This is a genomic window from Leptospira vanthielii serovar Holland str. Waz Holland = ATCC 700522 (genome assembly GCF_000332455.1).
Classification (GTDB): Bacteria; Spirochaetota; Leptospiria; order Leptospirales; family Leptospiraceae; genus Leptospira_A; species Leptospira_A vanthielii.
In genome coordinates, this window is the sequence record NZ_AOGY02000051.1 from 214,189 (window position 1) to 238,520 (window position 24,332).

The 24,332-nt window shown below is 34.4% G+C and carries 20 protein-coding genes; 4 read left to right on the forward strand and 16 right to left on the reverse strand.

Going from position 1 to position 24,332, the window contains the following annotated elements:
• Positions 1–15 precede the first annotated feature (15 nt).
• Complete coding sequence (locus LEP1GSC199_RS11745; protein ID WP_002982845.1) at positions 16–1,557, forward strand: phosphatase domain-containing protein; 1,542 nt, start codon at positions 16–18, stop codon at positions 1,555–1,557.
• A 10-nt stretch (positions 1,558–1,567) separates the two neighbouring features.
• Here LEP1GSC199_RS11745 and LEP1GSC199_RS11750 read toward each other — a convergent pair whose 3' ends face one another.
• Both LEP1GSC199_RS11750 and LEP1GSC199_RS11755 read right to left on the reverse strand, forming a co-directional pair.
• Positions 1,568–3,064: an LA_3751/LA_3752 family putative glycosyltransferase gene (locus LEP1GSC199_RS11750; RefSeq protein ID WP_002983065.1), complete on the reverse strand. Its 1,497-nt coding sequence runs from the start codon at positions 3,062–3,064 to the stop codon at positions 1,568–1,570.
• On the reverse strand, positions 3,064–4,062 hold the full coding sequence (locus LEP1GSC199_RS11755) for a glycosyltransferase family 2 protein (RefSeq protein WP_002982271.1): 999 nt from the start codon (positions 4,060–4,062) through the stop codon (positions 3,064–3,066). Before LEP1GSC199_RS11755 ends, LEP1GSC199_RS11750 begins: the two co-directional genes overlap by 1 nt.
• Positions 4,063–4,182: 120 nt before the next feature.
• Here LEP1GSC199_RS11755 and LEP1GSC199_RS11760 point away from each other — a divergent pair, with 120 nt between their 5' ends.
• Positions 4,183–5,175, forward strand: a complete 993-nt coding sequence (locus LEP1GSC199_RS11760; RefSeq protein ID WP_039926671.1) for a glycosyltransferase family 2 protein — start codon at positions 4,183–4,185, stop codon at positions 5,173–5,175.
• Here LEP1GSC199_RS11760 and LEP1GSC199_RS11765 read toward each other — a convergent pair.
• Entirely contained in the window at positions 5,123–6,631 is a 1,509-nt protein-coding gene (locus tag LEP1GSC199_RS11765) for an ArnT family glycosyltransferase (protein ID WP_083901948.1), read from the reverse strand. The genes LEP1GSC199_RS11760 and LEP1GSC199_RS11765 overlap by 53 nt on opposite strands.
• 155 nt (positions 6,632–6,786) lie before the next feature.
• On the opposite strand from LEP1GSC199_RS11765, the gene LEP1GSC199_RS11770 reads away from it, so the two are divergent.
• Positions 6,787–7,278, forward strand: coding sequence for a hypothetical protein (locus LEP1GSC199_RS11770; protein WP_002983262.1), 492 nt, complete (start codon positions 6,787–6,789; stop codon positions 7,276–7,278).
• On the forward strand, positions 7,275–8,585 hold the full coding sequence (locus LEP1GSC199_RS11775; RefSeq protein ID WP_002982504.1) for a hypothetical protein: 1,311 nt from the start codon (positions 7,275–7,277) through the stop codon (positions 8,583–8,585). Before LEP1GSC199_RS11770 ends, LEP1GSC199_RS11775 begins: the two co-directional genes overlap by 4 nt.
• Positions 8,586–8,597: 12 nt before the next feature.
• On the opposite strand, the gene LEP1GSC199_RS11780 is transcribed toward LEP1GSC199_RS11775, so the two are convergent.
• From LEP1GSC199_RS11780 to LEP1GSC199_RS11840, 13 genes are all read right to left on the reverse strand, one after another.
• A complete protein-coding gene (locus tag LEP1GSC199_RS11780; protein ID WP_232420764.1) occupies positions 8,598–10,199 on the reverse strand; it encodes an LA_3751/LA_3752 family putative glycosyltransferase in 1,602 nt (533 codons plus the stop codon).
• An 8-nt stretch (positions 10,200–10,207) separates the two neighbouring features.
• Positions 10,208–11,737, reverse strand: a complete 1,530-nt coding sequence (locus LEP1GSC199_RS11785; RefSeq protein WP_002982935.1) for an LA_3751/LA_3752 family putative glycosyltransferase — start codon at positions 11,735–11,737, stop codon at positions 10,208–10,210.
• Positions 11,738–11,739: 2 nt separating this feature from the next.
• The gene (locus tag LEP1GSC199_RS11790; protein ID WP_002982468.1) at positions 11,740–12,879 is read right to left on the reverse strand and encodes a glycosyltransferase family 2 protein; all 1,140 of its coding nucleotides are present in this window, start codon (positions 12,877–12,879) and stop codon (positions 11,740–11,742) included.
• Positions 12,876–14,810 (reverse strand): O-antigen ligase family protein, encoded by a 1,935-nt coding sequence (locus tag LEP1GSC199_RS11795; RefSeq protein WP_002982772.1) that lies wholly within the window; start codon positions 14,808–14,810, stop codon positions 12,876–12,878. The genes LEP1GSC199_RS11790 and LEP1GSC199_RS11795 overlap by 4 nt, the downstream gene beginning before the upstream one ends.
• Positions 14,811–14,816: 6 nt before the next feature.
• Positions 14,817–15,611: a glycosyltransferase family 2 protein gene (locus LEP1GSC199_RS11800; protein ID WP_002982240.1), complete on the reverse strand. Its 795-nt coding sequence runs from the start codon at positions 15,609–15,611 to the stop codon at positions 14,817–14,819.
• Between the two features lie 54 nt (positions 15,612–15,665).
• Positions 15,666–16,439, reverse strand: coding sequence for a glycosyltransferase family 2 protein (locus LEP1GSC199_RS11805; protein ID WP_039926675.1), 774 nt, complete (start codon positions 16,437–16,439; stop codon positions 15,666–15,668).
• Positions 16,440–16,519: 80 nt separating this feature from the next.
• Positions 16,520–17,644 (reverse strand): UDP-galactopyranose mutase, encoded by a 1,125-nt coding sequence (gene glf, locus LEP1GSC199_RS11810; protein WP_002983075.1) that lies wholly within the window; start codon positions 17,642–17,644, stop codon positions 16,520–16,522.
• Positions 17,641–18,567 (reverse strand): glycosyltransferase family 2 protein, encoded by a 927-nt coding sequence (locus LEP1GSC199_RS11815; protein WP_002982582.1) that lies wholly within the window; start codon positions 18,565–18,567, stop codon positions 17,641–17,643. The genes glf and LEP1GSC199_RS11815 overlap by 4 nt, the downstream gene beginning before the upstream one ends.
• Positions 18,568–19,773, reverse strand: coding sequence for a glycosyltransferase family 4 protein (locus LEP1GSC199_RS11820; protein WP_002982839.1), 1,206 nt, complete (start codon positions 19,771–19,773; stop codon positions 18,568–18,570).
• Positions 19,770–21,065 (reverse strand): glycosyltransferase family 4 protein, encoded by a 1,296-nt coding sequence (locus LEP1GSC199_RS11825; protein ID WP_039926677.1) that lies wholly within the window; start codon positions 21,063–21,065, stop codon positions 19,770–19,772. The genes LEP1GSC199_RS11820 and LEP1GSC199_RS11825 overlap by 4 nt, the downstream gene beginning before the upstream one ends.
• Positions 21,049–21,282, reverse strand: coding sequence for a hypothetical protein (locus LEP1GSC199_RS11830; RefSeq protein ID WP_039926678.1), 234 nt, complete (start codon positions 21,280–21,282; stop codon positions 21,049–21,051). Before LEP1GSC199_RS11830 ends, LEP1GSC199_RS11825 begins: the two co-directional genes overlap by 17 nt.
• Positions 21,282–22,193, reverse strand: a complete 912-nt coding sequence (locus LEP1GSC199_RS11835; protein WP_002982483.1) for a glycosyltransferase family 2 protein — start codon at positions 22,191–22,193, stop codon at positions 21,282–21,284. The genes LEP1GSC199_RS11830 and LEP1GSC199_RS11835 overlap by 1 nt, the downstream gene beginning before the upstream one ends.
• A 58-nt stretch (positions 22,194–22,251) precedes the next feature.
• Complete coding sequence (locus LEP1GSC199_RS11840) at positions 22,252–23,691, reverse strand: glycosyltransferase family 39 protein (protein ID WP_002982768.1); 1,440 nt, start codon at positions 23,689–23,691, stop codon at positions 22,252–22,254.
• Positions 23,692–24,332 lie beyond the last annotated feature (641 nt).

Below are 24,332 nucleotides of genomic sequence, written 5' to 3' on the forward strand. Positions count from 1 at the left end.
TAGGGCATAAATTCTATGTCCCAAGAACCAAATACCACACAACCAATCATTACCGATATCAAAAGAATTGCAGTCTGCGGAGGATCTTTAGGGAGAGAAAGGCGCTCCTATGTCCGAGGCCAAGTGGTGGATGTGGGGATAACCGATCTCATGAAGGCTGAGGGTTTATGGGATTTAGTGACAGGACTATTTATTGGGGAAGAAACAAAAATCACACCTTTTCTCGATTTTTCTCTGGCACCGGTAAGAAAGCCCGTATTGAAATTGGAAGTGTTTGATGCCAGTGGAAATAAAATCTACACATCTGGAAAAATCAAAGCCGATGAAGATGGATTTTTTTCCTGCGAAATTCGCGACAAACTTCCCGTTGGGTTTCATGACTTCCAAGTGATACTAGAAGGCCTAGATAGCTTTCGCCAATACTCCAAAGACTTAGCCCATTTGAATACAACAGAAGATTCGATTTTAGGAAAGACTACCATTGTAGGTAAGGGAAAACTTAGAATTCTTGCCGAAGACTACAAAGGGATGGTGGTCACTTCTGACATAGACCAAACGTATTTGGCGACAGACATCCATTCCGGAAAAGGAAAGTTTACAGCAGTTTTCGAGACACCTAACCAAAAACAGGCGCTACCGGGAATGCCTGAGCTCTACCGGGAACTTAGGATTTCTTTATCCAATGCTCCCTTAGCTTTTATTTCCGCAAGTCCCCACTTCTTCCGCCGCACCATGCTTGCCACCATTGCCAAAGACAATATCCAAATTGAATCTTTACATTTAAAATATTTAGAGGGCACCATCAAAGGTGTTTTTGATAAAGTGCTTGGGACGATTTTTAACCCTATCGAATTTTTGCAGAATGGATTCAAACCAGCTTGGTCGAGAACAAAAAAATTCTTAGGAGCCTCCTACCAAAGTCTTTTTGATCAAATGTCCTATAAACTTTCGATTCTTCTTTATGATCGCGTGTATCTCCCAACTGAATCCAAAGAAATTCTTCTGGGTGACAATACAGAATCGGATTATATGATCTTTACTCTTTACCAAATCATCTGTATGGGAAAACTCACCGGAGATGAATTAGAAGAGTATCTTTACAAACTGAACTTTCTTGGTCGGGATGCGATCACAAGAGATGCCGCAAAAAAAATCCGACTCCTTTCCGAAGAAATTCACAGAATCCATGGAACCACGAATCCCGTAACACTCAGCATCATCAATAGAACTAGCCACGGACCAAGTGAATTGGATATGCGTGAAAAAGTAAAAAATGCGTTACCTGCGGGAATGTATGACTCTGTTTTCGGAACCAAACAGGCATTTTACGGAACAGAAGGTGCAATGGGAATGGCGATGATTTTCGAATCGGAAGGATATTTTACAATCGAGCAGACTCTAGCGGTGGTGGCAGGGATGATTGGGAAGGTGTTAGAAGGGAAATTGGTAGATGAAGGATTTTTATTAAAATTGCTTGAGGAACTAACGTTGCCTAAATCAGCAGAGGTTACGAGGCAAAAATTAAAGGAAGGCCTTCTCTCTGCCTTCCAATCTTAATTTTTAACCTTTAGTCTATTTTGCACAAGGCAGAGAACATTACCGTTTTCCGAAGTTTTACGGGAGAAAAAACGCAAGACTGGTTTGCGGTGATTTTTCCCCAAAATGGTTCCGTTTCTACTGCCAGTTTGGCCAAAGGAAATAGTAAAAAACGCACTCGTTTCCCTTTCAATGCGGCACCGAGGCTTTCTACTACCTCTATCGGGTTGCCATAAAAGACGTGAGTTCGAACATGCATAATTCCAAGAGAATTCGCAATGGAAGGATCTTCGACAATATAATAGTCTGGTGCGTCTAGGTTTAGTTTCATTACTAATTCCTCAATTTGAACGGAGATATTTTTCATCTCCTTCCAAACTTTTGAATTTATATAAACCGAATACAATAGACCTACTCCCAGGAACAAAATCAAAATGTATTTATTTCTTCCGACCAGTCTCTTCCATTTGAAATTTGATAAAAGTAAAATGGGGAATAAACTGAAACAGGAATAATAACGAGTACCCCAATCAATATTAGAATCGTTAGGTGACAATATCGAAACTAAACACACAATTAAAATCCAAACATAAAAAAGATTCCTTGCGATTGTCTTTCTTTTCTGGGAATGGAAGAACATAAATATAACAATAAAGACTAAAAGCCAAGGGGAATATCCGAAAAGACCAACTCTGGAATTCCCCCAAAGGAGAAGACTTTTCCATTTTTGAATTACATCCATTTCAAAACGAAAAATGCCAGTTTTATTATTATCGAACCTAGGCCCAAGTATCGAATCATAAAGAAAATAGTTCAAACCCACAAAAACAAAAATGGCCAAAACAATAAGCAATATCCGTTTGGAATGCCATTTCTTCCGGTAAACACCTATTCTATTATTAAAAATGGAAAAAAGATGGATTATGACCAAGAGCACAAAAAGCAAAAGAATCTCCGTTCTTAAAAACAAAGCCAAAATAGTGAAGAGGACAGCTGTTGCAGTTATAAAATGAAATCGAGGCTCTTTAAAATACGTGACTAAGAAAAAAGTTAAAAAGAAAGAAGCGAGTGCAATGTCGGAAAAAGCAAGGAAATGTTGTAATAGAGGAGTAAATAAAAGAATGAATAAAAAAACCCACCATTTCTTCGTTACACGGTATATCAAAAAAGAATATAGCCAAAACAAAACAGCACCTAAGTACACAATTCCTTCAGGCCAATTCAATTGAATGAATGGTGTGATTAATACAGTATTAAGAAAAGGAAAAGGCGCAATCAGACTCCCCTCTTGGTCAATCTGAAGATTATAAGAATGTTTGAAATAAAAATGCTTATATTCCGGGTCGATGGCTTTAGCCGGATAATGAATTCCCTGCTTTTTGAATCCGCTTTCTATCCAGAAAACTGACCGTAAAACTTTTGCGATGCTATCACCAGCAAAACTATAACTTGGTCTTGTAAACCCAGCAATCAAAAGGGTGACAATCAGAAAGCTGACTGGCAGAATGTATCCAAACAATTTATTCATTATTTTTTTGGTTTTTCTCCAATGGAAAAACCGTTTACAAATTCAACTACATAGAGTGGTCTACCTTTTGATTCTTCAAAAATGCGAGCAATGTATTCACCTAAAATTCCTATCGAAATAAGAATCGAACCACCGATCAAACAAATGAGAGTCACAATTGTGGCCCATCCTGGGTTATAAACAATTGGCATTTCTAGTATAAAGTGTTGAAAAGCTCGGAATAAAGCATAAACACCAACTCCAAATCCGATCATCGCCACTATAATACCAAGTCCCAAGCTAAATCGCAAAGGTAATGGAGAAAAAGATACAGCTGCATTCATTGCAAGTTTTAACATTTTGCGCAATGGATATTTTGTTTCGCCAGCAACCCTTGGATCACGTTTATAAAACACGGGAGTCTGTGGAAAACCAATCCAAGCATTCATTCCCCTAAGAAATCGATGGTTTTCTCTCAGCGCATTTAAGGCATCCAAACACCTTCTCGAAATTAGGCGGAAGTCCCCGGAATCCAAAGGCAAATCTTTATGAACCAAAATCTTCATAAGCCTATAAAATGCCCAGGCAGTTGTTTTTTTAAAAAATGATTCACCCGAACGAGCCAACCTTTGTCCGTAAACTACGTCGAATCCTTCTCTATACTTCGCAAGCATCTCCAAAATCACTTCGGGGGGATCTTGTAAATCAGCATCCATCACCACAACAGCATCACCTTTAGCATAGTCCATTCCGGCTGTAACAGCTAACTGATGGCCAAAGTTTCTGGATAGACTAATGACTTGAATTTGAGGATCACTGTTTGACCACGAGACCAGTTGGAAAATCGTTTGGTCAGTACTCCCATCGTTTACAAAAATGACTTCTACCTTTGTTGGTAAAATTTTGATTAATTCGTTAAGTCTTTCTTTAAGGAAAGGAAGAGAAGATTCTTCGTTATAACAAGGGATAATGATAGACAATAATTTTGGATTTTTTCGTGGGATTAGATAATAGTGCATAAGAAATATTTGCTTGAAGGAACTTAAGTGATTCTAAAAGGAAATAAACGAAATGACCACAAAAAAACCAGTAAAAAAAGTTGCCTTGCGTATATTTTCAAAGATCGTTGACAGGAAACAATGAATCGTCAGCTAAAGAAGATCTCCATTATTACTCCTTTTTATAACGAAGAATCGGGAGCAGATGAGTTCTTTGAACGAATTATCCCCCACCTCCAATCATTAAAAACAACTTATGAAATTGTTTGTGTAAACGATGGCAGCCGGGACCGCACTATAGAAAGACTAATTTTTCATCATAAAAAAAATCCAAATATTAAGGTTGTCGACTTTTCTAGAAACTTCGGCAAGGAAGCAGCGGTATCTGCAGGTTTAGATTACGCAACAGGTGACGTAGTAATACCGATTGACTCTGATTTACAGGATCCACCAGAACTGATTCCCGCTTTAATTGAGAAATGGAAAGAGGGTTATGATGTTGTCACGGCCAAACGGTCTGGCAGACAAGGAGAATCCTTTTTAAAAAAATTTACAGCAAAACATTTTTACCGTGTCATTCGCTATATGAGTGAAGTAGAGATTCCTGTAGATGTAGGAGATTTCCGGCTCATGGACAGAAAGGTAGTAGAAGCACTTTCTACTATGAAAGAAAAAAATCGTTTTTTAAAAGGAATGTTTGCTTGGGTAGGTTTTAAGCAGATAGACGTGGAATATGAAAGGCAGGCGCGGTTTAAAGGTTCATCAAAGTGGAACTACTGGAAACTTTGGAACTTTGCTTTAGATGGAATTTTGATGTTTAGCACGATGCCATTAAAGATCTGGAGTTATTTTGGTTTTTTTGTCTCCTTCAGTGCATTTATTTATTTAATCTATCGGATCATTCGAGTGATCCTCAAAGGAGTCGATGTCCCTGGTTACGACTCCACGCTTGTCATCATTCTATTCTTAGGCGGGATCCAATTGATTGGTATCGGTGTTCTCGGCGAATATATCGCCAGAATCTTTATCGAAGTGAAGGGAAGACCCGTTTATATTGCCAAAGACACAATCGGCTTTAAAACTAAAGGGTCCCGTTCCTTAAATAAACGTGACAGTTCGGAAAATAAGTCTTAAAATAATAATAATCTTTTCGGATATATTGGTAATAAAAAACCAAAAGCTCCTGGTTCCAAGAAGAATCAAAACTTGTGATTGGATTTTGTAAAACATCCAAATCACAAAACAAAATTAGGCCAGGTTTACTTTTTGAAATTTTATCCTTAATTTCTTCGTTATCAATGAACATTGCTTTAGCGTTCGTTTTGTCCGTAAAGTTACCGGGTTGTATCACTCGATTGATAGGAATTTGTTTGAATAAAGAATAAATTCCATGAGTTCCTTTAGCAACAAATACTGGCCGAGGATCCAAATTTGCATTTTGTATATCGACAAATATCTCTTTGGCAATATCAGGATATACCTTAGAAAGTTTAATGACTCTTTTTCGGACAATCACAGCTAAAGGGATCAAAATGAAAATCACAAATACAATCGCTACTTTTTGTTTATAACGAAAAAAGTATTTTACGTTTAGAAATCGAAAGAGAAAGGAAGAACCTAGGATGGCAGGTGCGATCATGGGAAGATAATAGTGTTCGAAGAAATATCCCGTCCAAGTTGCAGCAAAAAAAGAGGTGATGGTCCAAAGAAAACTAACGAGTAGAACTTTAGGGATTTTCTTTTTTCCAAGATAAAGAAAAAAAGTTCCCAACTGAATCAGGATGATGGTGGCAAGAACCGGATATGTTTGTAACGAAACTATTTTTTCAACAAACGTTACTTTTTTTGCATAATTAGAAAATAAAATTTTATGAGTTTCTAAAAAGGAATCACCAAGACCAACCCCAAAGATCCAAATAGTACTAATGAAAAAAGGTAACATCGTAATCGCATAAAACAAAACATAACCGACAAAAGATTTTGGATTCTTAAAGATATGTTTTCTATGCAAATACAAATGGAGCAGATAAAAACCTAAAATATCAAAAGCTGTATTGTATTTAATAATAAATGCAAAACCCAATACTAACGGGCTTAGAAACCGATACTTTTTCTTTCCATAAAAAAGAAACCAAACACCAATTACCTCAAGGCATAAATAAAATAATTCCGTATTTCCCGAAAGTCCGTTTAGGAAATAACTAAAAAGTATTAAAAAACCGAGACCCGCACCCAATGCAAAGGAACGATTGCTTTTTCTGAGAATCAACCAAATGACATAAGCTGAACAAACAACAACAATTAAAGTAGAAACTCGGATTGCAAAAATGGAAAACCCAAGAAAACCATGAATGATTGCATAAATTATGTAGATCCCGATAGGTTTGATGTCCCAGAGATCCCGGTAGGGAAGTTTTCCCTGCAACCAGCCCTCCCCTATCAAGGAATAGGTGATTTCATCCCAATCAATTGCGGTGTATCCAAACGATGGGTACCGTAGAAAAAAGGCAAAAGCGAGAAAAAAAACAAAAACCAAACAATTGCGAAAAGGTAATGAGGAAAACAAAGAAGAATTTAATATTTTTTTCATGATGTATAGTGAACTAAAAAACAATGCATGTTAACTCATAAAAACTAAAATCTTGGAGAATTTAGTCAAGCCATTCTGGCCGGACAAAAAGTTCCTTAAAAAATAGAACTGACTATAGACCAAAAAGAGTTTTATCTTTCCAATTTTTGATCAAAATGAAAGATTGGTTTATCTTTATCGTTAAAATCCAAACTCGTATGAAAGAAAAAGCGAAGACAGTTTTAACAATTATCCTCAGTGCTTATCTGCTTTTAGTATCTCTTCAAACCTGGGGGGAATTAACCAAACAAGTTCGATCAACAAAACGCAGCATGGATTCCATGAAACAACTCGTAAGCGGATATCCTCATCTCTTTTATCCAAATCATTTTTATGATATCCATTCACTTTCTGAAAAATTTCGAAAACTAAAAGGGAAAGAAGAGTTGTATTATATAGATAACCAAATTTTCCAATTTGATGTTTTACAAATGGCCTCTGCACCTACTCTACTAAAATCCTTCGAGGCAGCACATCCAAAATCAGCCTATATCGTTTTAGCCAACCAAAATTCAAAAATTGAAAACAAAGACGCAATACTCTTCCAAAATTGTAAAGAGAAGATACCGGGTGAATTTTACTCAATATGTTTTTGGGAGATACAATGAAAATTCTACTAGTCGCACTTGTATTAACAAACCTAGTCTCTTTTATTGTATTAGGTTTTTTCCCAGATTTTTTTCTCGGACTCCTTTTTCTTCTTTTTGTATTGGCATTAGTAAGCTTTTTTCGACTCCTCCAACATTTAATCCATTATAAAAACAAAAAACAAAATATACTTTTCATCATTTCTTTTTCATTCCTATTTCTATTGATTAGTTATATTTCTGAAATTCGTTGGAATCTTAATCCCTTTGGAATGTTAGACGCTTATGCAATGTGGGTGGGAAAGGGGCGGATGTTAGCTCTCTCCATCCTTGATGGAAACCCACTACCGATATGGAATGGGTATTGGAGGATGCCAAATTATCCGTTAGGTATTCCTTTGCTTCATGCAGACCTATCTCTTGTTTTTTCCAGCGTAAGTGAATTTCTGATCACTCTAAAAATTCCAAACTACCTATACCTACTACTTTTGTATTTTTTTATTATAGAAAGGACTTTTGACCTAAAACAACCAGTTGTGAAGTGGGGATTTTTAATTCTAACTGGTGCCTTTCTATTTCATCCGAATTACCTGTTAGTTATCTCTGACCTCTGTGCAGATTTCCCCGTTTCTGTAACACTAGCGATTGCGACATTCTTTCTCATTAAAAAAGAGAAAAAGGAAAATGTTTATTGGTTATTTCTAACAATTGCTTTGTTAATCAATTTAAAAAGCGAAGCTTTATTGATTTCAATCGTATTGTTCGGATTCTGTATTTTGTATAACGTGATCGAAAAAACATATAAGCTACAATTTCTTCTGATTGCTCTACTTCTCTTGGCTTTATTTGGGAGCCCAACTTGGTATCTATTTGGAAAGGGAAGTTTTTTATCATCAGACTTCAAAGGAATAAATCAATCCTCCTCTCACACAAGTTTCATCATGGAACGAATTTCGGATGGGAACCTTTGGCTTCTGGTTACAAAGTATTTTCTTAAATTTTATCTTTCGCTCACCAAAGGATTGTCTTTTGTCCTTCTACTCATTGCTCTAATCTGGGGTAGTTTAAATCTTCGGATCGGTGTATTGTTCTACTTCGTTTGTGTTTCTATTTACTCTGGAATTTTCCTTCTAACGTCACTTGAACCTCAAGTGCACTTGGAACAAGCCTATGATCGGATTCACTTTCAGCTATTTTTAATTCCACTAGTCATTTTTTGGAAATTTGCCAAAGAAAATGAAGAAACAATAACGAAAGTGTTTGCTAATGTTTGCCAAGAGTCAAACAAACAGCTTAAACGAATCTTAAAGAAAAAACTAGAAACCTAAGTCTTTGGTATTCTATTTCTTTTCCCAAAGCATGTAACGATAGCCTGCCGTATTAGAATCAGAAATCTTTTTATAAAATTTAGATTCAATTTCATATTTTGAGTTTACCCATTCATTATAAAACTCATCGGAAATATTATCATCTTTGGGCGGTTTAAAATCATAAACAAAAACTTGAAATTTCGGTATACCTTGGTTAAAAAACTTAGTCTCTAGAACCTCAAATTCGCTCTGTTTATTGGCTATAAAATGCGGTTTCTTCAGAAAGGAATCAGAAATTAATAACAAATCGAATGTGCTCAAATGAACCACTGGTGCTTCAGGAAATTTGCGCCATTCGGACTGCAAAATTTCATGATATTTTTTTACAAAGTCTATCGTTTTGAAATTCTGTTTTACATGATAAAAACCTAAAAGAATTTGCAGTATTATAAATAACAATATCCATTGTTTGCTTTCAAAATGTTCATCTTTAGAAAGCAACGATATTACGAATATTGAAAACAATACATAGGAAAATTCCGTATAACGAAGACCAAGATATAAACCGCCTTGAGAATACGGGCTAAGTAAAACAACAAAAACCAATGAAACGAAAGCGACTCCAATCACAAGTTTCTGAACTTGCGTTAAACTCAACTTAATTAATGAAATTATGATAAGTAAAACCATAGGAAAACAATAGTATAAAAAACCTGTCCGGTAGGTGTTTCCGAAAATAAACTCTTTGAAAAAATGCAATCGATCACTGAAATGTAATCGACCAAAATCATTGAGACTTACCTTACTTCGGACACCAAAAATTTCACCAAATTCATGGAAATTATAAAAACCTAAAAGTACTACTGCTAAAGAAAAACCGATGAGTAAGGGTAAATAAATCTTTAAAAGAGGAATGATTTTGCGACGATTCGAAATTAGAACAAACAAACCTAAAATTCCGATATAAATCACCGATTCAGAACGAAGAAAAACCGATATACCTCCAGATACTCCAGCCAAAAAAGAGGTAATCTGGAGGTGTTTCTTTGCACTTTCCAAAACCAAAACACCATAGAAAAAAAATAATAGAAATATATGGGATGGAATGCTTTCTGAAAACTCAATAGCACTTGAAATACTATAACCTACTAAGAATAAAATGGCACCTAAACAGAGAATTTCAACTTTTCTAACATAAAATACAGATCGAAGGACATAAACACAACCTAACGTGAGAAAAAAATATAATAATAAAACCATCCCATTTAGAAAACGATAAGGAATGGGAAGGAGAGAAAAAGTTTGAGCAAAGAATGTCGGGTATTGAAATACACATTCCTTCCGACTTCCATCGTCTTGAATAAAGTATACCCAAGGATATCGGAAGGGATAGAACCTGAACTCTGGATCAATTTCAATATTTTTGGAATAACATTCGTGGTTTTGAATCCCTTTTTCTTTATATTGAATGGTTTGATAAAGTTTGATTTGCGAATCTGATTGGATTAATGGACTAATTCCAGAATCCCAGGATATTCTCTTGTAAACAAGGAAACACACCAACAATCCGAGAATCAGACTAAGCACTCGCATCGACGTAACCCAATGCAGAAAAGTAGAGATCCATTTCATAACTTTCTTCACTTTGGTTTTTCCAACACATAACCTTTGAAATGGGCAAGGTTGTGTTCTGATCGAATTACATATTGTTTTGGATTAAGTTTAAAGTTGATATCGAACTTTTGTTTCCAAATATTTTCAGGAAATTCATTGTTTACTAACTGATTACCCTCCCATTCCAAATATAGAATTCTTTTGTCTTGGTTTTTCAGTATAGTTTCTACTTTTAACCAATCCTCATTAGAATAAACAGCCACCTGAGGGTATTTTATATAACTAATCCCAACAAGATAGGATAAAGAAAGTCCTCTGTGTACGATTAAATCTGGATTCAAATGATCAAAAGAATTCATCACCTGTTGGTATAACTTTGCAGAGGAAGACCATTGTTTAATTGCCCGTAAATCTGATTTATAGCAAAAATATACAAACGGCAAAATGAGGAGATAATACATTAATGGCGAATCCTTTTTCGAAAGGGAAAGAAATACTCCAAGCATCAAAAGATAAATTCCACTTTCATAATACCGCATGCCAAAGATATCTACACCGGCTCGATAAGGTGAAATAATCGGTAGACAAAGGATAAATAAAATTCCGGCTATGAAAAAAGAAAAAATCTCTTTCTTTCTTTCTCCGCACAAACAAAGAACTCCTAAAAAAAGGATTGGGTAACCTTTAAAAATCCCAATCTTAAACTCACTTCCCCAAAGATCAGCGATCCATTCAGACAAAAAATTTCGAGAGATCCCAGTTCCCATATCAGTCATTGTATTCAAGCCACGCATTCCCAAATAATGGCCATATACAGACTGATTCCAAATAGAGAAAACAACCAATAGTATGATACTTAAAATCATATAAGGGAAAAGAACTCTTATGCGTTGCAGTTTTTCCCTTTCATAAAAGAAAGAAATACTCAAATAAAGTAACAGAGCTATCGTAGATTCAGGCCTAAGCTGAAAATTAAAAACAATCGAAACAGCGAAAAGAATTCCATATCTAAATTGTTTTTTCTCGCAAAACAAATTATAGGATAAAACAGCCGCTAAGAAAAAGAAATTAGTCAGCGTCAGTTCGGAATAATCTAACGTTGACAAAAAGATCGGCGTCAAACATTGAATGATAACAACCGAAGATAGTATCCGTATACCATTCGTATCAATTTTGGAAATGATACGGTCTAAAAGAATGAAGTTGAAAAAGAAAAATAAAATAGGAAAGAACGTTAGCCACTTTAGCGAAAATGCAGACAAATACAATTTCTGAAGCCAGGTAAAAAGAACAGGATATTGAAAAACACACCGACCATCTTTTAATTCAAATGCCCAGGGATAACCAAATGGGATCATTGAAATATCAAAACCTAGTTCTTTAGCAGGAAAGTAACACTCCTCAGCATTACCTCCATTCAAACTATTAACTACTTGGTAGTATTTTATCTCAGGATCACTAGAAATAAATACTGTATTTTCATTCCACTTCCAACGATAAAAGGTCGGAATTAATACAATGAGAAAATAGATACCAAGTCTTTTGGTAAAATTCATTCCTAATCCCGTTTTATAATATGAGCAGTTACTGCTTGAAGTGCAAAAATGAGCAATGTTAAACTCAGATTTGTAGCAACAATAAACTCACGCTCTAAATTTATAAAAACAAACCCACTCTTTTGCCATTGGATAAATATCAAAACAATTGATAATACAATGATCCCAAGACCGCTGAGTAATACAAAAAACAATCGGTCTTCTTCCATTGATAGAATTGACTGATACATTTTACTTACTCGAGGTTGTTTTGTTGCAATCAGTAGACCAGTTCCCCAGAGACTTAAACCAAAGATTGATAAAAAAGAAAAAAAGACCATTGAATGGATACCATATAGATTCATTCCAGCAATCGATAAAACCCTTCCAGCGAAAAAACCAATCAACAACTGCAACCAAAAGAAGAAAAATAATGTAAGTCCACATCTTTCAAACAAATGGGGTCCATAAAAAAGAATTCTAAGAAGATGACGCATTCCATCACGCCAGGTCTTTAAGTGCGGAATTCTGCCCTCTTTATCTGGATAAAGTGAGATGGGAACATGTTCCATTTTTGAGTCATGAATCAATGCTTTTATTAATAATTCTGAAGCAAATTCCATACCTTTACTTTTAATATCCCAGGACAAATATTTATCCTTGCGGAAACATCTAAACCCAGAATTACTATCACGAATCTTAAATTTTTTAGAATATAATAAATTTATAATCCAATTAATAACAGGAGTCCCTAAATATCTGTGCAAAAAAGGCATAGCCCCTTTATGGATTTCCCCATCAAGCCGGGAGCCAATAACCATATCGTAATTGCCTTCCACAAGCTTAAGAATCAAAGCAGGTGCCTCTAAAAAATCATAGGTATCATCAGCATCGGCAAAAACTATAATGTCACCTTTTGCATTTCTAATTCCTGAATCAAGAGCAGCACCATACCCGCGTTCCTTAGCTGGTGCAACCCTAACACCAAATTCCTTAGCTATGGATATAGATCGATCGGTGCTTCCGTTATCAGAAACCAGTATTTCTATATCCATTTTTTTTGAATTTTCTTTCTTCACCTTCACCAATTTTTCTAAAACATAAGGAAGGGTTCTTTCCTCGTTCAAACATGGGATCACAAAACTAATATTTGGTTTCTTCATAGAGACTCTCGTTTATATATTTCAAATGGATCATATAAGGATAAAAGGAATTCCGACAGATTACGGAACTCCGGCAACACCTGATACTGATCTTGATATTTAATTAATTTCGAATAACAAATAGCGGGCAATAACTGGTATTGAAAACATTTTTCAATTAAATCTGCTTGAGCCGCTTTAGTCGGATTCGTTGCAAGATTTAAAAAGAAGAATTTATTTCCGAGAAATTGGTATTCCCAAGAAGACCGAGCTGGAATTGCGATGTCTGCTTGTTGAGAATTAATATTTTTTGGCAAAAAGAATTCGAAATTATGAGGCATCACAAATTTACTATATTTTAAAGTAAAATGCTCAACTAATGAAAATCGAAAGCTACTCGCTATTAAAGCAACAAGTATCAAAGCAACCGCATATTTCGATAGAGGAAATTTGTTCTCTAACTTTTCACTGTCTCTTGGAAATTCAATTAATGCAAAAACACCTATTAAAAGAAATATATTAGAAATTTCCAAAGTATTAAAATCATATAGTTCGTGTAATGCCCAAACTAATAATAAACAACAAATGGCAGAGTTGTGGGACCACAACCATCCCAACGAATGTCTTTTTTTATAAACGATAGAAACAAACAAACCCAAAACCAAAAGAGAACCCAGAATCCCAAACGAGCCGAATCCTTGCACATAAAGATTATGTGCCAACGGAAAACTTTTAAAATTTAGAATATAATCGCGTATGAAAAATGCACTATTTGTATCAGAAACATCAGTTACACTAAAGGGAATTTTATTTTCAGGAAACATACCGAAACCAAATATTGGATTCGATTTGATAGTAGCGAATATGTAAAAGCTCCAAATGGATAATCTTACTGTTGTTGTTCCCAAACTGAAAAGAGATTTTTCTGATTTAAATAAAATATAAATGCCTAAAGCAAAAAGTAAAATCACGAAGATGGATCCGAACAATTTGCGTTTCGGGGAACCCAAAAACAAAAAGTAAATCGTTACGAAAATAACGAAGGAAAGAATCGAATTTCTCGAAATGGTGATTCCCAAAAAAGCAATGGAGATAGTTACTGCCAAGACGATCAGATACTTTTGTAACGCTGACTGTTTAGGCTCTAACCAAATGATTACGGAAACACCGGATATAAGGAGAGCATTGGAGGCGAGAAGACTAACTGGAATAAGGAATATATCTTCGTGATAGGATGTAATTTGAAAACTTGGATCTTGGAAAATTTTCCAAATAAGGAAACAGGAATTTAATATAAAAAAAAGAACAGATGACTTTAAAAAGAAAATTGTCCTCGGCCTATCCCAAATAGTAAATAGGCGGAAGAAAATAAATCCTTCGAGAAGAAGGATTCCGCGGTGTAATGCGAAGTCATCCCACCAATCCTTACCGATCAACAGCAGGATTAGAAGTAGTGGAAAATAGAAAGAGGAAAAGTTGGCCGTGTTATCAAATTTTAAATTGCGGCCTCCCATAATAATTGCAAATGCAATCGGTACAGACGGATACGCCATAAAATTGCCAAATGAAATAGCAGGTATGATGGCCAAAAAAGGACCGATCAATGAGAAATTGTTTTCAGACAGTTTACGAAATGCAAATATTAGGAAAAGAATCCATAAAAAAGAAATCACTTTGATTCCCATTTTTTGCGGAAGCACTTGAACCGGGTCGTATTCGGCTATTTTTAAAAATACAAAGCATGTTAAAAGAATGGTTAAAAAGAGATCCCAATACTTTCTTTTCTCTCGAAGACAAGATTTCCAATGAATAGCAGTATAAACTGAAAAAAGAAATAAACCTACCCCGATGAGATCAATGCGAAAGTTTTTTTGGTTCGTATGAGACTGGAAAAGAAATCCCAATCCCAATACAAGAACTACGTCCCCAAAAATTGGCAGAAATCTAAGCATAGAGATTTAGAGCCAATTTGCAGTTTTGGGTATGTATTTTTCTGGGAGAGATTTAGAAAAGAACTCCCGTTTATTTGCGAACATGTTAAAAAAAATGATATGTCTAAGCGCGGCAATTCCATCTTTCCAAGTGATCTTCTTCCCTTCCAAATAATTCCTTGGATAGTAAGATATTGGAAACTCTTGGACTTTGACTTTTAATCTGGCAACTTTTGCAGTAATCTCTGGTTCAAAACCAAATCGTTTTGATTCCAAAGAAATATTCTGGATAATCTCCGCGCGAAATGCCTTGTAACAAGTTTCCATATCAGTCAGATACAATCCACTTAAGATATTAGAAAGAATTGTAAGAATCCGATTAATCAGGTAGTGGAACGTGCGATGCACTTGACGTCCATCCTTCTTAAAGCGAGATCCAAACACTACATCCGCCTTACCTTTGGCAATCGGTTCAATCAACATTGGAATTTCATCCATGTCGTATTCGAAGTCCGCATCCTGGACGATGATAATATTTCCGCTAGCTTCAGAGATACCTCTGTGAAGAGCAGCTCCCTTACCTTGATTCTTCCCTTGAGTTAGAATTTTATGTTCAGAACGAAAACGATATTTTTGTAAAATTTCAAGGGAGTTATCCCTGGAGGCATCGTCAATAAAAACGAGCTCCTTTTTGGTAGGAAGAGCTAAGGCATCCACTTTTTCAAGAAACTCTAGGAGGTGGCCTGCCTCATTATAAATGGGGATGATGAGGGAAGTTTTTGCGGACGATCCCGCTTTTAAAGAACTCTTTTTATCTACCATATCTAGGATTCAAAATGGCAAAAGAGTTGCGGAAGTCAACGGTTAAAAGGGGAATTAGGTGGGAAGTTTTTTAGTGCGGTATTTAGAAAGTCCTCTCAGACCATGAATCAAAGTTAGAAAAAAAGCAAAAATTGGATAAATTTTTTCGCGATTTTTAAGCATTTTAAAATGAGCAATCATCACTTTCTTTTTGTTAGATGTAGCAGCACCTCTTCGCACTCTATAACTTGCAAGTATTTCAGAATTTCCCATAGCAAATTCTGCCTCTTTCATGATATCCAACCAAAGAGCATAATCATCTCGAAGACTTTTTAAACTAGGATCAAAATATTTCTTACCAACAGAAGATACAGAATATACGGCAGTGAGAAGTCCTACCCGATTATAAAACAGGAGGTCTCTATAGGAATATTTTTTCTTCTGAACCAGAAAAGGATCGCAGAATTCCACACCAGCTTCATCAATGATTCGATAAGATGAGAAGGCAAATGGTGCTTTATAAAGCTCTATATGGGAGATCATAGATTCTAAAAAATTTATATCCCACAAATCATCAGCATCCAAAAAGGCGATATATTCTCCGCTTGCCTTTTTGATCCCAATATTGCGGGTATCAGCCGACCCTGAATTTTTATCTTTTGGAATAAAAATAATACGTTTGTCTTTTTTAGCCAACTGCATAGCCAGCTCAGCCGTTTTGTCTTTTGAACAATCGTCAACGAGTAATAATTCCCAGTCTTTGAAAGTTTGGTTGGTTAAGGATAAAACTGAATCCTCTAGAAAACCAACCGCATTGTAAGCGGGCATAATTACTGATACTTTAGGCATAGAATATGGACAGAATCTAAAATTGTTTAATTTTTAAAAGAAAAAATGAAATTTATCTATCAGGCTTTTAAACCGGATGACTAAACGGAAACGTCCCTTTCTAAATAACTTTTTGCACAATCCAGAGCTTCTTCAATAATTTGATGCATATCTAAATATCGATAAGTAGCCAAACGACCTAAAAAACTAACTTCAGCGATCTGCTTAACCTCATCCTCATATAATCTAAGTTTATGTAAATCTCCTTCTAACCTCTTGGGATAGTATGGAATATCATCTTTTGAAGTTTCCTTACTGTATTCTTCAAAGTAGACTGTTTTATCAAAAGATTGCCAAGGAGTAAAATGTTTGTGCTCATGTATTCTAGTATATGGCACAGATTCATCGGCATAATTGATAACTGGATTTCCTTGATGGTCTCCATCTTTCCGATATTCTTTAAAATAAACAGTTCTATAACCTAATCGCCCATGGCGAAAAGAAAAATATGCATCTATTGGGCCTGTATAAAAAATATGATGATACTTATTATTACTTTCACTTTCTTTTGCAAATTTCTCATTTAATTTCACTGTAATGAATTCATGAGTTAATATTTTTTCTATTACATAAGAATAACCATTCTCTGGAATTCCTTGAAAACGATCATTGTAATAATTGTCGTCATACGAGAAACGAACGGGAAGCCTCTTGAGGATTGATGCAGGTAAATCGGATGGTTCGCAGCCCCATTGTTTCTTTGTATAACCATAAAAAAATGCCTTATACAATTCTTCACCTACAAACTTTTTAGCTTGTTCCTCAAAAGTTTTTGGATCTTGAATCGAATTGTCTCCTTTCTCTTTGATCCAATCAATAGCTTCCGCCGGAGAAAAAGCCTTACCGTAAAACTGGTTAATGGTGTGCAAATTTATTGGAAGAGAATAAACCTGGCCATTGTAAATAGATTTAACTCTATTCACAAAGGGAATAAAACGATCAAATCGATTCACGTAATCCCATACAAGCTGGTTACTAGTATGAAAAATATGAGGTCCATATTTATGAATCATAATGCCGGTTTTTGGATCTTTCTCCATGTGACAATTTCCACCGATATGACTGCGTTCATCAATAACTTCGACTAAATAACGACCGGTCTTTGCCAAAGAATTAGCAACAACTGCTCCAGAAAAACCTGCACCAACGACTAAAATTTTTTTCATATATATCTTGTAGGAATAAATTTTAAAATAATAAAAACAAATTTCTTTAAACAATTTTCAATAAAGAGGATTAGCCTTTTTTTAAAAAGGTGAAAAGTAGACGACGATTCAATAGATTGATTATCTCTAAAAAAAATCTCCAAAAACTCCCTTTGCGTTTTTGACCATTCTCGGACTAATATCTCATTCTTAAAATCTTCAGTAAATTCTAACCCATCAACAAAGATTAAACGACATTTTCTTGCGAAATCGACATCAGAGTTCAAAAAAACAGATCTGATTTTATCTAACTCAGCGACTCCTGTTGACAGATTCTTTGTCGATAGGCCACCTAGCGAGTAATGAACAATAGGTTTCAAAACGCGGAGGCCTTTATAACCATTTTGAATCACGCGGTACATAAACTCAACATCAGCAGCATATTTATAATTCAAATTAAATCCACCTAACTTATCATAAATGTTTTTTTTACATAAATAGGATTGGTGATTTGCAGGATTACCCAAAAAATAATCAACATCCGTTAAAGTTTTTGGCTTCCAGTTTTTCAAACCGAACAACATCTTTGCATATCCGCAAACATAGTCGGTATCCGGTGTTTCAATTGCTCCTAACAGCGAGCTTAAGGAATTTTCAGAACAAAAATAATCATCTGCGTTCAAAAAAAGGACCCATTCACCGCTAGCAATTTTTAATGCCTGGTTCATAGCATCATAAACACCAGAGTCTTTCTTTGAAATTAATTTATACTGACCTTTGTATTTTCCTATCTCACTTAGAGTGTTATCTGTACTAAGACCATCCCAAACAATAACTTCCATATTTACATTCTTTTGATTCAATGCGGAAACTAATGTCCTTTGAATTGTTTTCTCTGCATTTCGAACGACTGTGATTACTGTAACTAACGGATTGGTATTCAATTAAACCTTACTTAATTCTTCATAAATTTTCAAATATGAGTCTGCGCACTTTTCCCAAGAAAAATTCTGAACCCGAGCAAATCCTTTAACGCGTAAAGAATTTAGCTTTTCTGTAGAATTTAGGCTCTCTACCAACAACTCACTCAGTGCAAAATGATTTAAAGGGTCAAAATATGCAGCGGCATCACCAGCAACTTCTTTAAATACATTTATTTGACTACAAAATACAGGACATCCAACTGACATCGCTTCCAATAATGGAATGCCGAAACCTTCGTATAGGGAAGGATAAATGAATAATTTCGCATTTCTATATAGATTCGCAAGAATTGTTTCCGACGAAAAAGAAACATGAACTACTTGTTTTTCTAAGTTCATTTTTTTTATTTCCTTTTTTTCGTGCGAACTAAACTTTTTTCCGCCGGCACAAACCAAATAAAGATTCTTTTTCTTAACTATCAAACTAAAGGCTTTCAGCAAAAAAAAGAAATTTTTGTATTCTCCTCTATTACCTACAAACAGAAGAAACTCCTGATTAGCAAAAGGTGGAGTTTCAATAGGCTCATTCGATAAATCGCCAGCATTATAGATTACAGAGACTTTTTTTTCAGGAATATGACTATATAATCTAAGAAAATCAGCCTTAGTGGAATGGGAAACACAGACAATCTTATCAGCCGCAACACTCAGAATTTCCCTATTTCGAAGTATAAAATTATTAGAGCCATAGAATTCTGGAAATATTTCATGAACACAGTCATGAATTGTCAAAACCAATTTGGTATTACTTCTTTTTAGCAAGGGAAGAAAATAACGATGATAATAAGTTGGATGAAATACAGTATATTCATTGTTTAAAATGGCACCATTCACCTTTTCATTCAAATACTTGATTTGTTTAGAAAGGCTAAACCTTTGGACACCGCTATCTTTATTAAGAATAAAATCAGAAATGGGAAATCTGAATTTTAGCAATAAAGCTATTACTATTTTATAAACACTATACAGGGAAAAAAAACTAACTCGATTGATTTGTTTTTTTGTATTTTTTTCAAAAATGATTCCTTCCGAATAACTAGACAAATCAACAGAACATGTATATTCGATTTTTTTATCATTTAACCTTTTAAAAATTTCAAAAAAGATCTTTGAAATACCACCATATTTATTCTGGAAAAAAATTTGATGGTCAAAAAGTATTTTCATTTAGAAATATTTTGATAAACCTTTTTTAGTTTATCTGCTGATTTTTCCCAGCTGAAAAGTGCAGCCTGCTGTTTAGAAAGCCCCGAAAGTTTACTTCGTAAATTTTGATTCTCGATAAGATTCTTCATATTTTTTATGATTTCCAGTTCATCCATTGGATTCACTGATATACCAGCAATACCAATTACTTCAGGTAACGAGGATGTATTAGATACTAATACAGGAATCCCACATTTCATTGCTTCCAAGGGCGGTAGTCCGAATCCTTCATATAACGAAAGATAGACGAAAAATAGAGCTCCAGAATAAATATAGGCCATCTTTTCATCGGGAATAAATCCTAAAAAAAGGACACGGCTTTGATAAATATTTGGAAATTCAGCTTCTAGATCGGCGAGTCCCGCACCCCATCCGTTCCCACCCAAGACAACAAATTTTATTTCTGGATCTAATCCATCTTCGGCTAATCTCAAAAATGCACGCAGAGAAGATTTTAAGTTTTTTCTAGGTTCGAGAGTAGAAACAGTAAGAAGGTATTTTTTAGATTTTAACCCAAATTGAGAAATGATTTCATCAATCTGTTCGATTACTTTGATTTCGTAAAATATATCTTCCGCAGCTAAGGGGATAACTGCAATCTTAGATTGGTCAAAATAAGGAATATATCTAACAATGTCTTTTTTACTATGTTCTGAAATTGTAACTATAGATGTTTCAGAGTCAATGTTTCTGATAATTTTCCAAACAACTTTATCTTTATTACCCTCAAAATATTCTGGATATAATACCGCGATTAAATCATAGACAGTGATAACTTTCTTAACTTTTGATTTTTTTATAAAATCAGGAAAGGGTAAAAATGGACTATGGAAAATGAAATTTTCGGTTAGGTGAACATTGCGAATCGGATTTAAATAATCGCTTAATCCCAAGAGAAAAAATAATGGATCTAGGATCCACTTAATTGCACGAAGAAATAGATTCTTGCGGAAAAGATTACTTCTAAAATCAAATAAATCTAAAAACCGGAGATAAAATAAAAAAAGCCGATCTTTATATTTTGAATACCTTTGCGGGACAAGCAAATGACCTGATTCAATTTGTATATTATGAATCGCTAAATATTTATGAAAGTCACAAATATTTCCATGTACAGAAGACAAATAGAGATCGATTTCCGGATCATGAACCAGATGCTTAAGGAAGTTCTCAATTACTCGAAAAATTCCCGTTTTAGCCTTATTATTACGGACAGACCAGGCTAATACTGAAATATCAAAGATAAGCTTCAAGTTTCAAATACTCATCAATATTGGTAGGAGTGTTTTCATTTGAGTCAGCCAACTTAAAGTCTGTTAGGCCATTAATTACAAAACTCTTGTTAAGAAATTCATTATAACAAATTGCTTTCACTACAGACCCATTCTCCAAAACAAAAACTTGGAACATTCTTTGCCCAAACGGAAGCCAAACAACCTTTCTTATATAAACTAATGTATCTGGGAGCATTACTGGTATTTTAATCTCAAAAAGAATGTATAAACTCTAGTAAAAAATTTCAAAATTAATCCATTTTTGAACAATTCTTTTTTAATCAAATAATACTTTGCATAATTAAATAACCAATGACTCGAAACTCTTCCGACCAAGTTTTTTTGCATTTCTACAATTTCTCGATGAACATTCAGGTTTTGGCTCGTTTTGGTATTTTCATGTATTCTTGTACATGCTATTGGCTCATTAAGAAATGAAAATTCGAAAACTTTGGCAACTCTTATCCAATACTCATAATCCATACAGAATCCAAGGGATTCATTTAAAAATCCCACTTTTTCTAATACATCCCGTCTTATGAAAACAGTAGGTTGGCAAATGATACAATAATCAAGGAGCCTTGCGAAAGAGTACGTTTCAATCGGATAGAACTCAATCAAGTTATCATTTTTATCGATATGGATTCCTATAGCATAAAAAGCGTATAAATCGCTTTTACCAAATTCATTAAAAATTTTACTCACTGCACTTGGGAGATAAACATCGTCAGAATTCAACCAAGCAACGATGTTTCCAATTGCGAGTTTCCATCCCTTATTGATCGCATTTGTTTGTCCACTGTCCTTTTCAGAATAAAACTGGTAACTAATGCCAAGACAGTTTACTTTACAATTCGAATCTATCTCAAATTTTCTAAATATGCGGCCAGCAGTTTCGAAAACAATATCTCCTGAATCATATTTCTTCTGAAAAATTTCTAAAATTTCAACAGTTCTATCGTTAGATTTTCCATCCATTATGATATAGTCGATATAGAAGTCGCCTGTTTGAGAAATGACAGATCGCAGCGTTCTTTCAATAAACTCTCCCTGGTTATAAGAGGGAGTCACAATTGAGACAATATTATTTTTTTCTTTTGTACTCATTAAAAATCATCTCTTGGATTTTTTCGATTCATTACTAATAACGAATAACATTTGGAACTTATAAAGCATATAAAGCAAAGAACTCATTATCAAAAACTCTTACTTTCCTCGTTAGGAACGTGATCATCTGGGGAGTATACTGTCTACTTTTATATAATAAAAAATACTTATCGCTGTTACTTAAGAAAGACGGAGATTCAATCCAGACGGAACATCGATCCGTAAAAAAATGCAATGCTCTTGGTTTGAAGAATACAACACGGTCAGAAACCAATGTATTATTTTTCAAATAATCGTATGCTTCTTTAGCATACACAGAATTTGCAAAATTCGCATCTAAATCTCTATTAGTAACCGGAGGATTAATATAAGAACCCAAGTTAACCCACAACAAAGAAGCCACGTAATAACAAAAGGCAAACCTGTTAAAGAATCCTTTACTTTTCTTAAAGATTAAAATAATGAAAAGAAAACCATACGGGATAATTGGGATAAGAAATCTAATTCCCTGCTGATAAGGGTAAATCAAATGTAATGAAATGTAAGCTACTAAGAAAATTATTTCCAATAAACTGACTGTGTTTACAATTCTTTTTCTGACCTTAAACAACTGAAAAATAATGAATGTTAATAATATTATGTTTTCATAAATAGAAAATGGGAAATAAAATTCTATCAATAATCGACAATAGTAGATCGCATTTTGAGATATGACCGCAACACTTTGCCAAGATACTATTTCATGATTGTCCAAATAATCGGAAATTGGAAATTTTGATTTAAAAACAGCATCCAATACCAAAGAAAATAATAGCGAACTCAATAGAAAAAATGAGCTATTTAGACTAGTTCTTCTAAATTGAATTAATAACCCATAAACAAATGCCACTAAATAAATTACAACCGAAGAAGTCCGAGTATTAACCGCCAACGCACATAATATCGAAAAGACAAGAAAGTAGGCAGCTTTATTCTTCTTTTTCAACGCAGCAAGATTTAAGGAATATAATGATAGAAGTAGAATTCCTGACGAAAACACATCAGTGAGAATTGACTGGCTAAAATCCAAAAAAAATGGCGATGTAGCCATCGCCAGGATCAAAAATAAAACATAATTTCGATCAAGCCGATTTCTAAATATCAAGAAAACAGAAAGATAAAAGAATAAGGATAATAAGAAATCTAATCTTTTAAAAATCAGTATATTATCATGAGTATAATTAAATCCAAAACTCAATAAAACTGGCATCAACCAAGGATAATAATTAGGACCAACTTGAAATTCGGATTTTCGAATACGGTCGTTGACACAGTTATCTAACTGGGAAAAATCCCCTGTATGAATAGCTTTTGCTTGCATTAGATAAGCAGAAAAATCATCTCCCCAGTCATGTGACCCATGAATTAAAAAGAAATTTGTCATAAAAATTATAAATAAGGAAATCGATAAAAATAATCGAAGATTCTTTTTCCTTCCATGGTTTTCAAAATTAATCAAGTGGCTTCAACCATTATGTAAATATTAAGTTGCTAAATTCCAAAGCACTTCATCTAGGAGTTCTATATCCTTTATTTTCTTGATCTATTATTTAACTAATTCTCCAATCAATCAACGTCTTTTTGCGTAAGTTTGGTAAAATCACTTCTCTTAGGAAGTATTGCCTGGTAAATCCACCTCTATTTTCATTTAAAGCACGTGCAAATAGGAATTTGGATTTGATTAAAGCCTTTAGTATCGAATTTTCTGGATTTTTCTTCGACGCGTGTAAACTTCTTGCTTTGTCAAATCGTAAAGTCTAGAGTTTATCTTTTATTCTTTCATTACTTTACGTATGTCAGTTGAAACGGAGTTGCCTTTTATAAAGGGAAGCATTGTCCATTTTTAGATTAAGAGATCTCCGATAAGAAAGCTATACCTCGTAAATCTAATTTCACCATTCTATAAATAGTCACATGAGTTATCAAAATGACTTACTTACTAAAATTTAATTGCAAACTAGATTTGGACTCCACCTAATTTCTTGCTTTAATTTTATTCCTTTTTCTAAATCTTTTGTTAATAGAACTTTTTTAGAATAATGAATTCTCGAAAGATTAAATAATTGAGCATTTTTCAGCGGTAACCCCTCCACATGAGTT

What these genes read in the sequence shown, in the direction of transcription:
- LEP1GSC199_RS11780 (WP_232420764.1), bottom strand. Translation starts at nt 10,199, where the DNA reads ATGAAATGGATCTCTACTTTTCTGCATTGGGTTACGTCGATGCGAGTG.
- LEP1GSC199_RS11760 (WP_039926671.1), top strand. Translation starts at nt 4,183, where the DNA reads ATGAATCGTCAGCTAAAGAAGATCTCCATTATTACTCCTTTTTATAAC.
- LEP1GSC199_RS11745 (WP_002982845.1), top strand. Translation starts at nt 16, where the DNA reads ATGTCCCAAGAACCAAATACCACACAACCAATCATTACCGATATCAAA.
- LEP1GSC199_RS11830 (WP_039926678.1), bottom strand. Translation starts at nt 21,282, where the DNA reads ATGCTCCCAGATACATTAGTTTATATAAGAAAGGTTGTTTGGCTTCCG.
- LEP1GSC199_RS11770 (WP_002983262.1), top strand. Translation starts at nt 6,787, where the DNA reads ATGAAAGATTGGTTTATCTTTATCGTTAAAATCCAAACTCGTATGAAA.
- LEP1GSC199_RS11790 (WP_002982468.1), bottom strand. Translation starts at nt 12,879, where the DNA reads ATGAAGAAACCAAATATTAGTTTTGTGATCCCATGTTTGAACGAGGAA.
- LEP1GSC199_RS11755 (WP_002982271.1), bottom strand. Translation starts at nt 4,062, where the DNA reads ATGCACTATTATCTAATCCCACGAAAAAATCCAAAATTATTGTCTATC.
- LEP1GSC199_RS11795 (WP_002982772.1), bottom strand. Translation starts at nt 14,810, where the DNA reads ATGCTTAGATTTCTGCCAATTTTTGGGGACGTAGTTCTTGTATTGGGA.
- LEP1GSC199_RS11800 (WP_002982240.1), bottom strand. Translation starts at nt 15,611, where the DNA reads ATGGTAGATAAAAAGAGTTCTTTAAAAGCGGGATCGTCCGCAAAAACT.
- LEP1GSC199_RS11805 (WP_039926675.1), bottom strand. Translation starts at nt 16,439, where the DNA reads ATGCCTAAAGTATCAGTAATTATGCCCGCTTACAATGCGGTTGGTTTT.
- LEP1GSC199_RS11785 (WP_002982935.1), bottom strand. Translation starts at nt 11,737, where the DNA reads ATGAATTTTACCAAAAGACTTGGTATCTATTTTCTCATTGTATTAATT.
- LEP1GSC199_RS11835 (WP_002982483.1), bottom strand. Translation starts at nt 22,193, where the DNA reads ATGAGTACAAAAGAAAAAAATAATATTGTCTCAATTGTGACTCCCTCT.
- LEP1GSC199_RS11820 (WP_002982839.1), bottom strand. Translation starts at nt 19,773, where the DNA reads ATGAAAATACTTTTTGACCATCAAATTTTTTTCCAGAATAAATATGGT.
- LEP1GSC199_RS11765 (WP_083901948.1), bottom strand. Translation starts at nt 6,631, where the DNA reads ATGAAAAAAATATTAAATTCTTCTTTGTTTTCCTCATTACCTTTTCGC.
- glf (WP_002983075.1), bottom strand. Translation starts at nt 17,644, where the DNA reads ATGAAAAAAATTTTAGTCGTTGGTGCAGGTTTTTCTGGAGCAGTTGTT.
- LEP1GSC199_RS11750 (WP_002983065.1), bottom strand. Translation starts at nt 3,064, where the DNA reads ATGAATAAATTGTTTGGATACATTCTGCCAGTCAGCTTTCTGATTGTC.
- LEP1GSC199_RS11775 (WP_002982504.1), top strand. Translation starts at nt 7,275, where the DNA reads ATGAAAATTCTACTAGTCGCACTTGTATTAACAAACCTAGTCTCTTTT.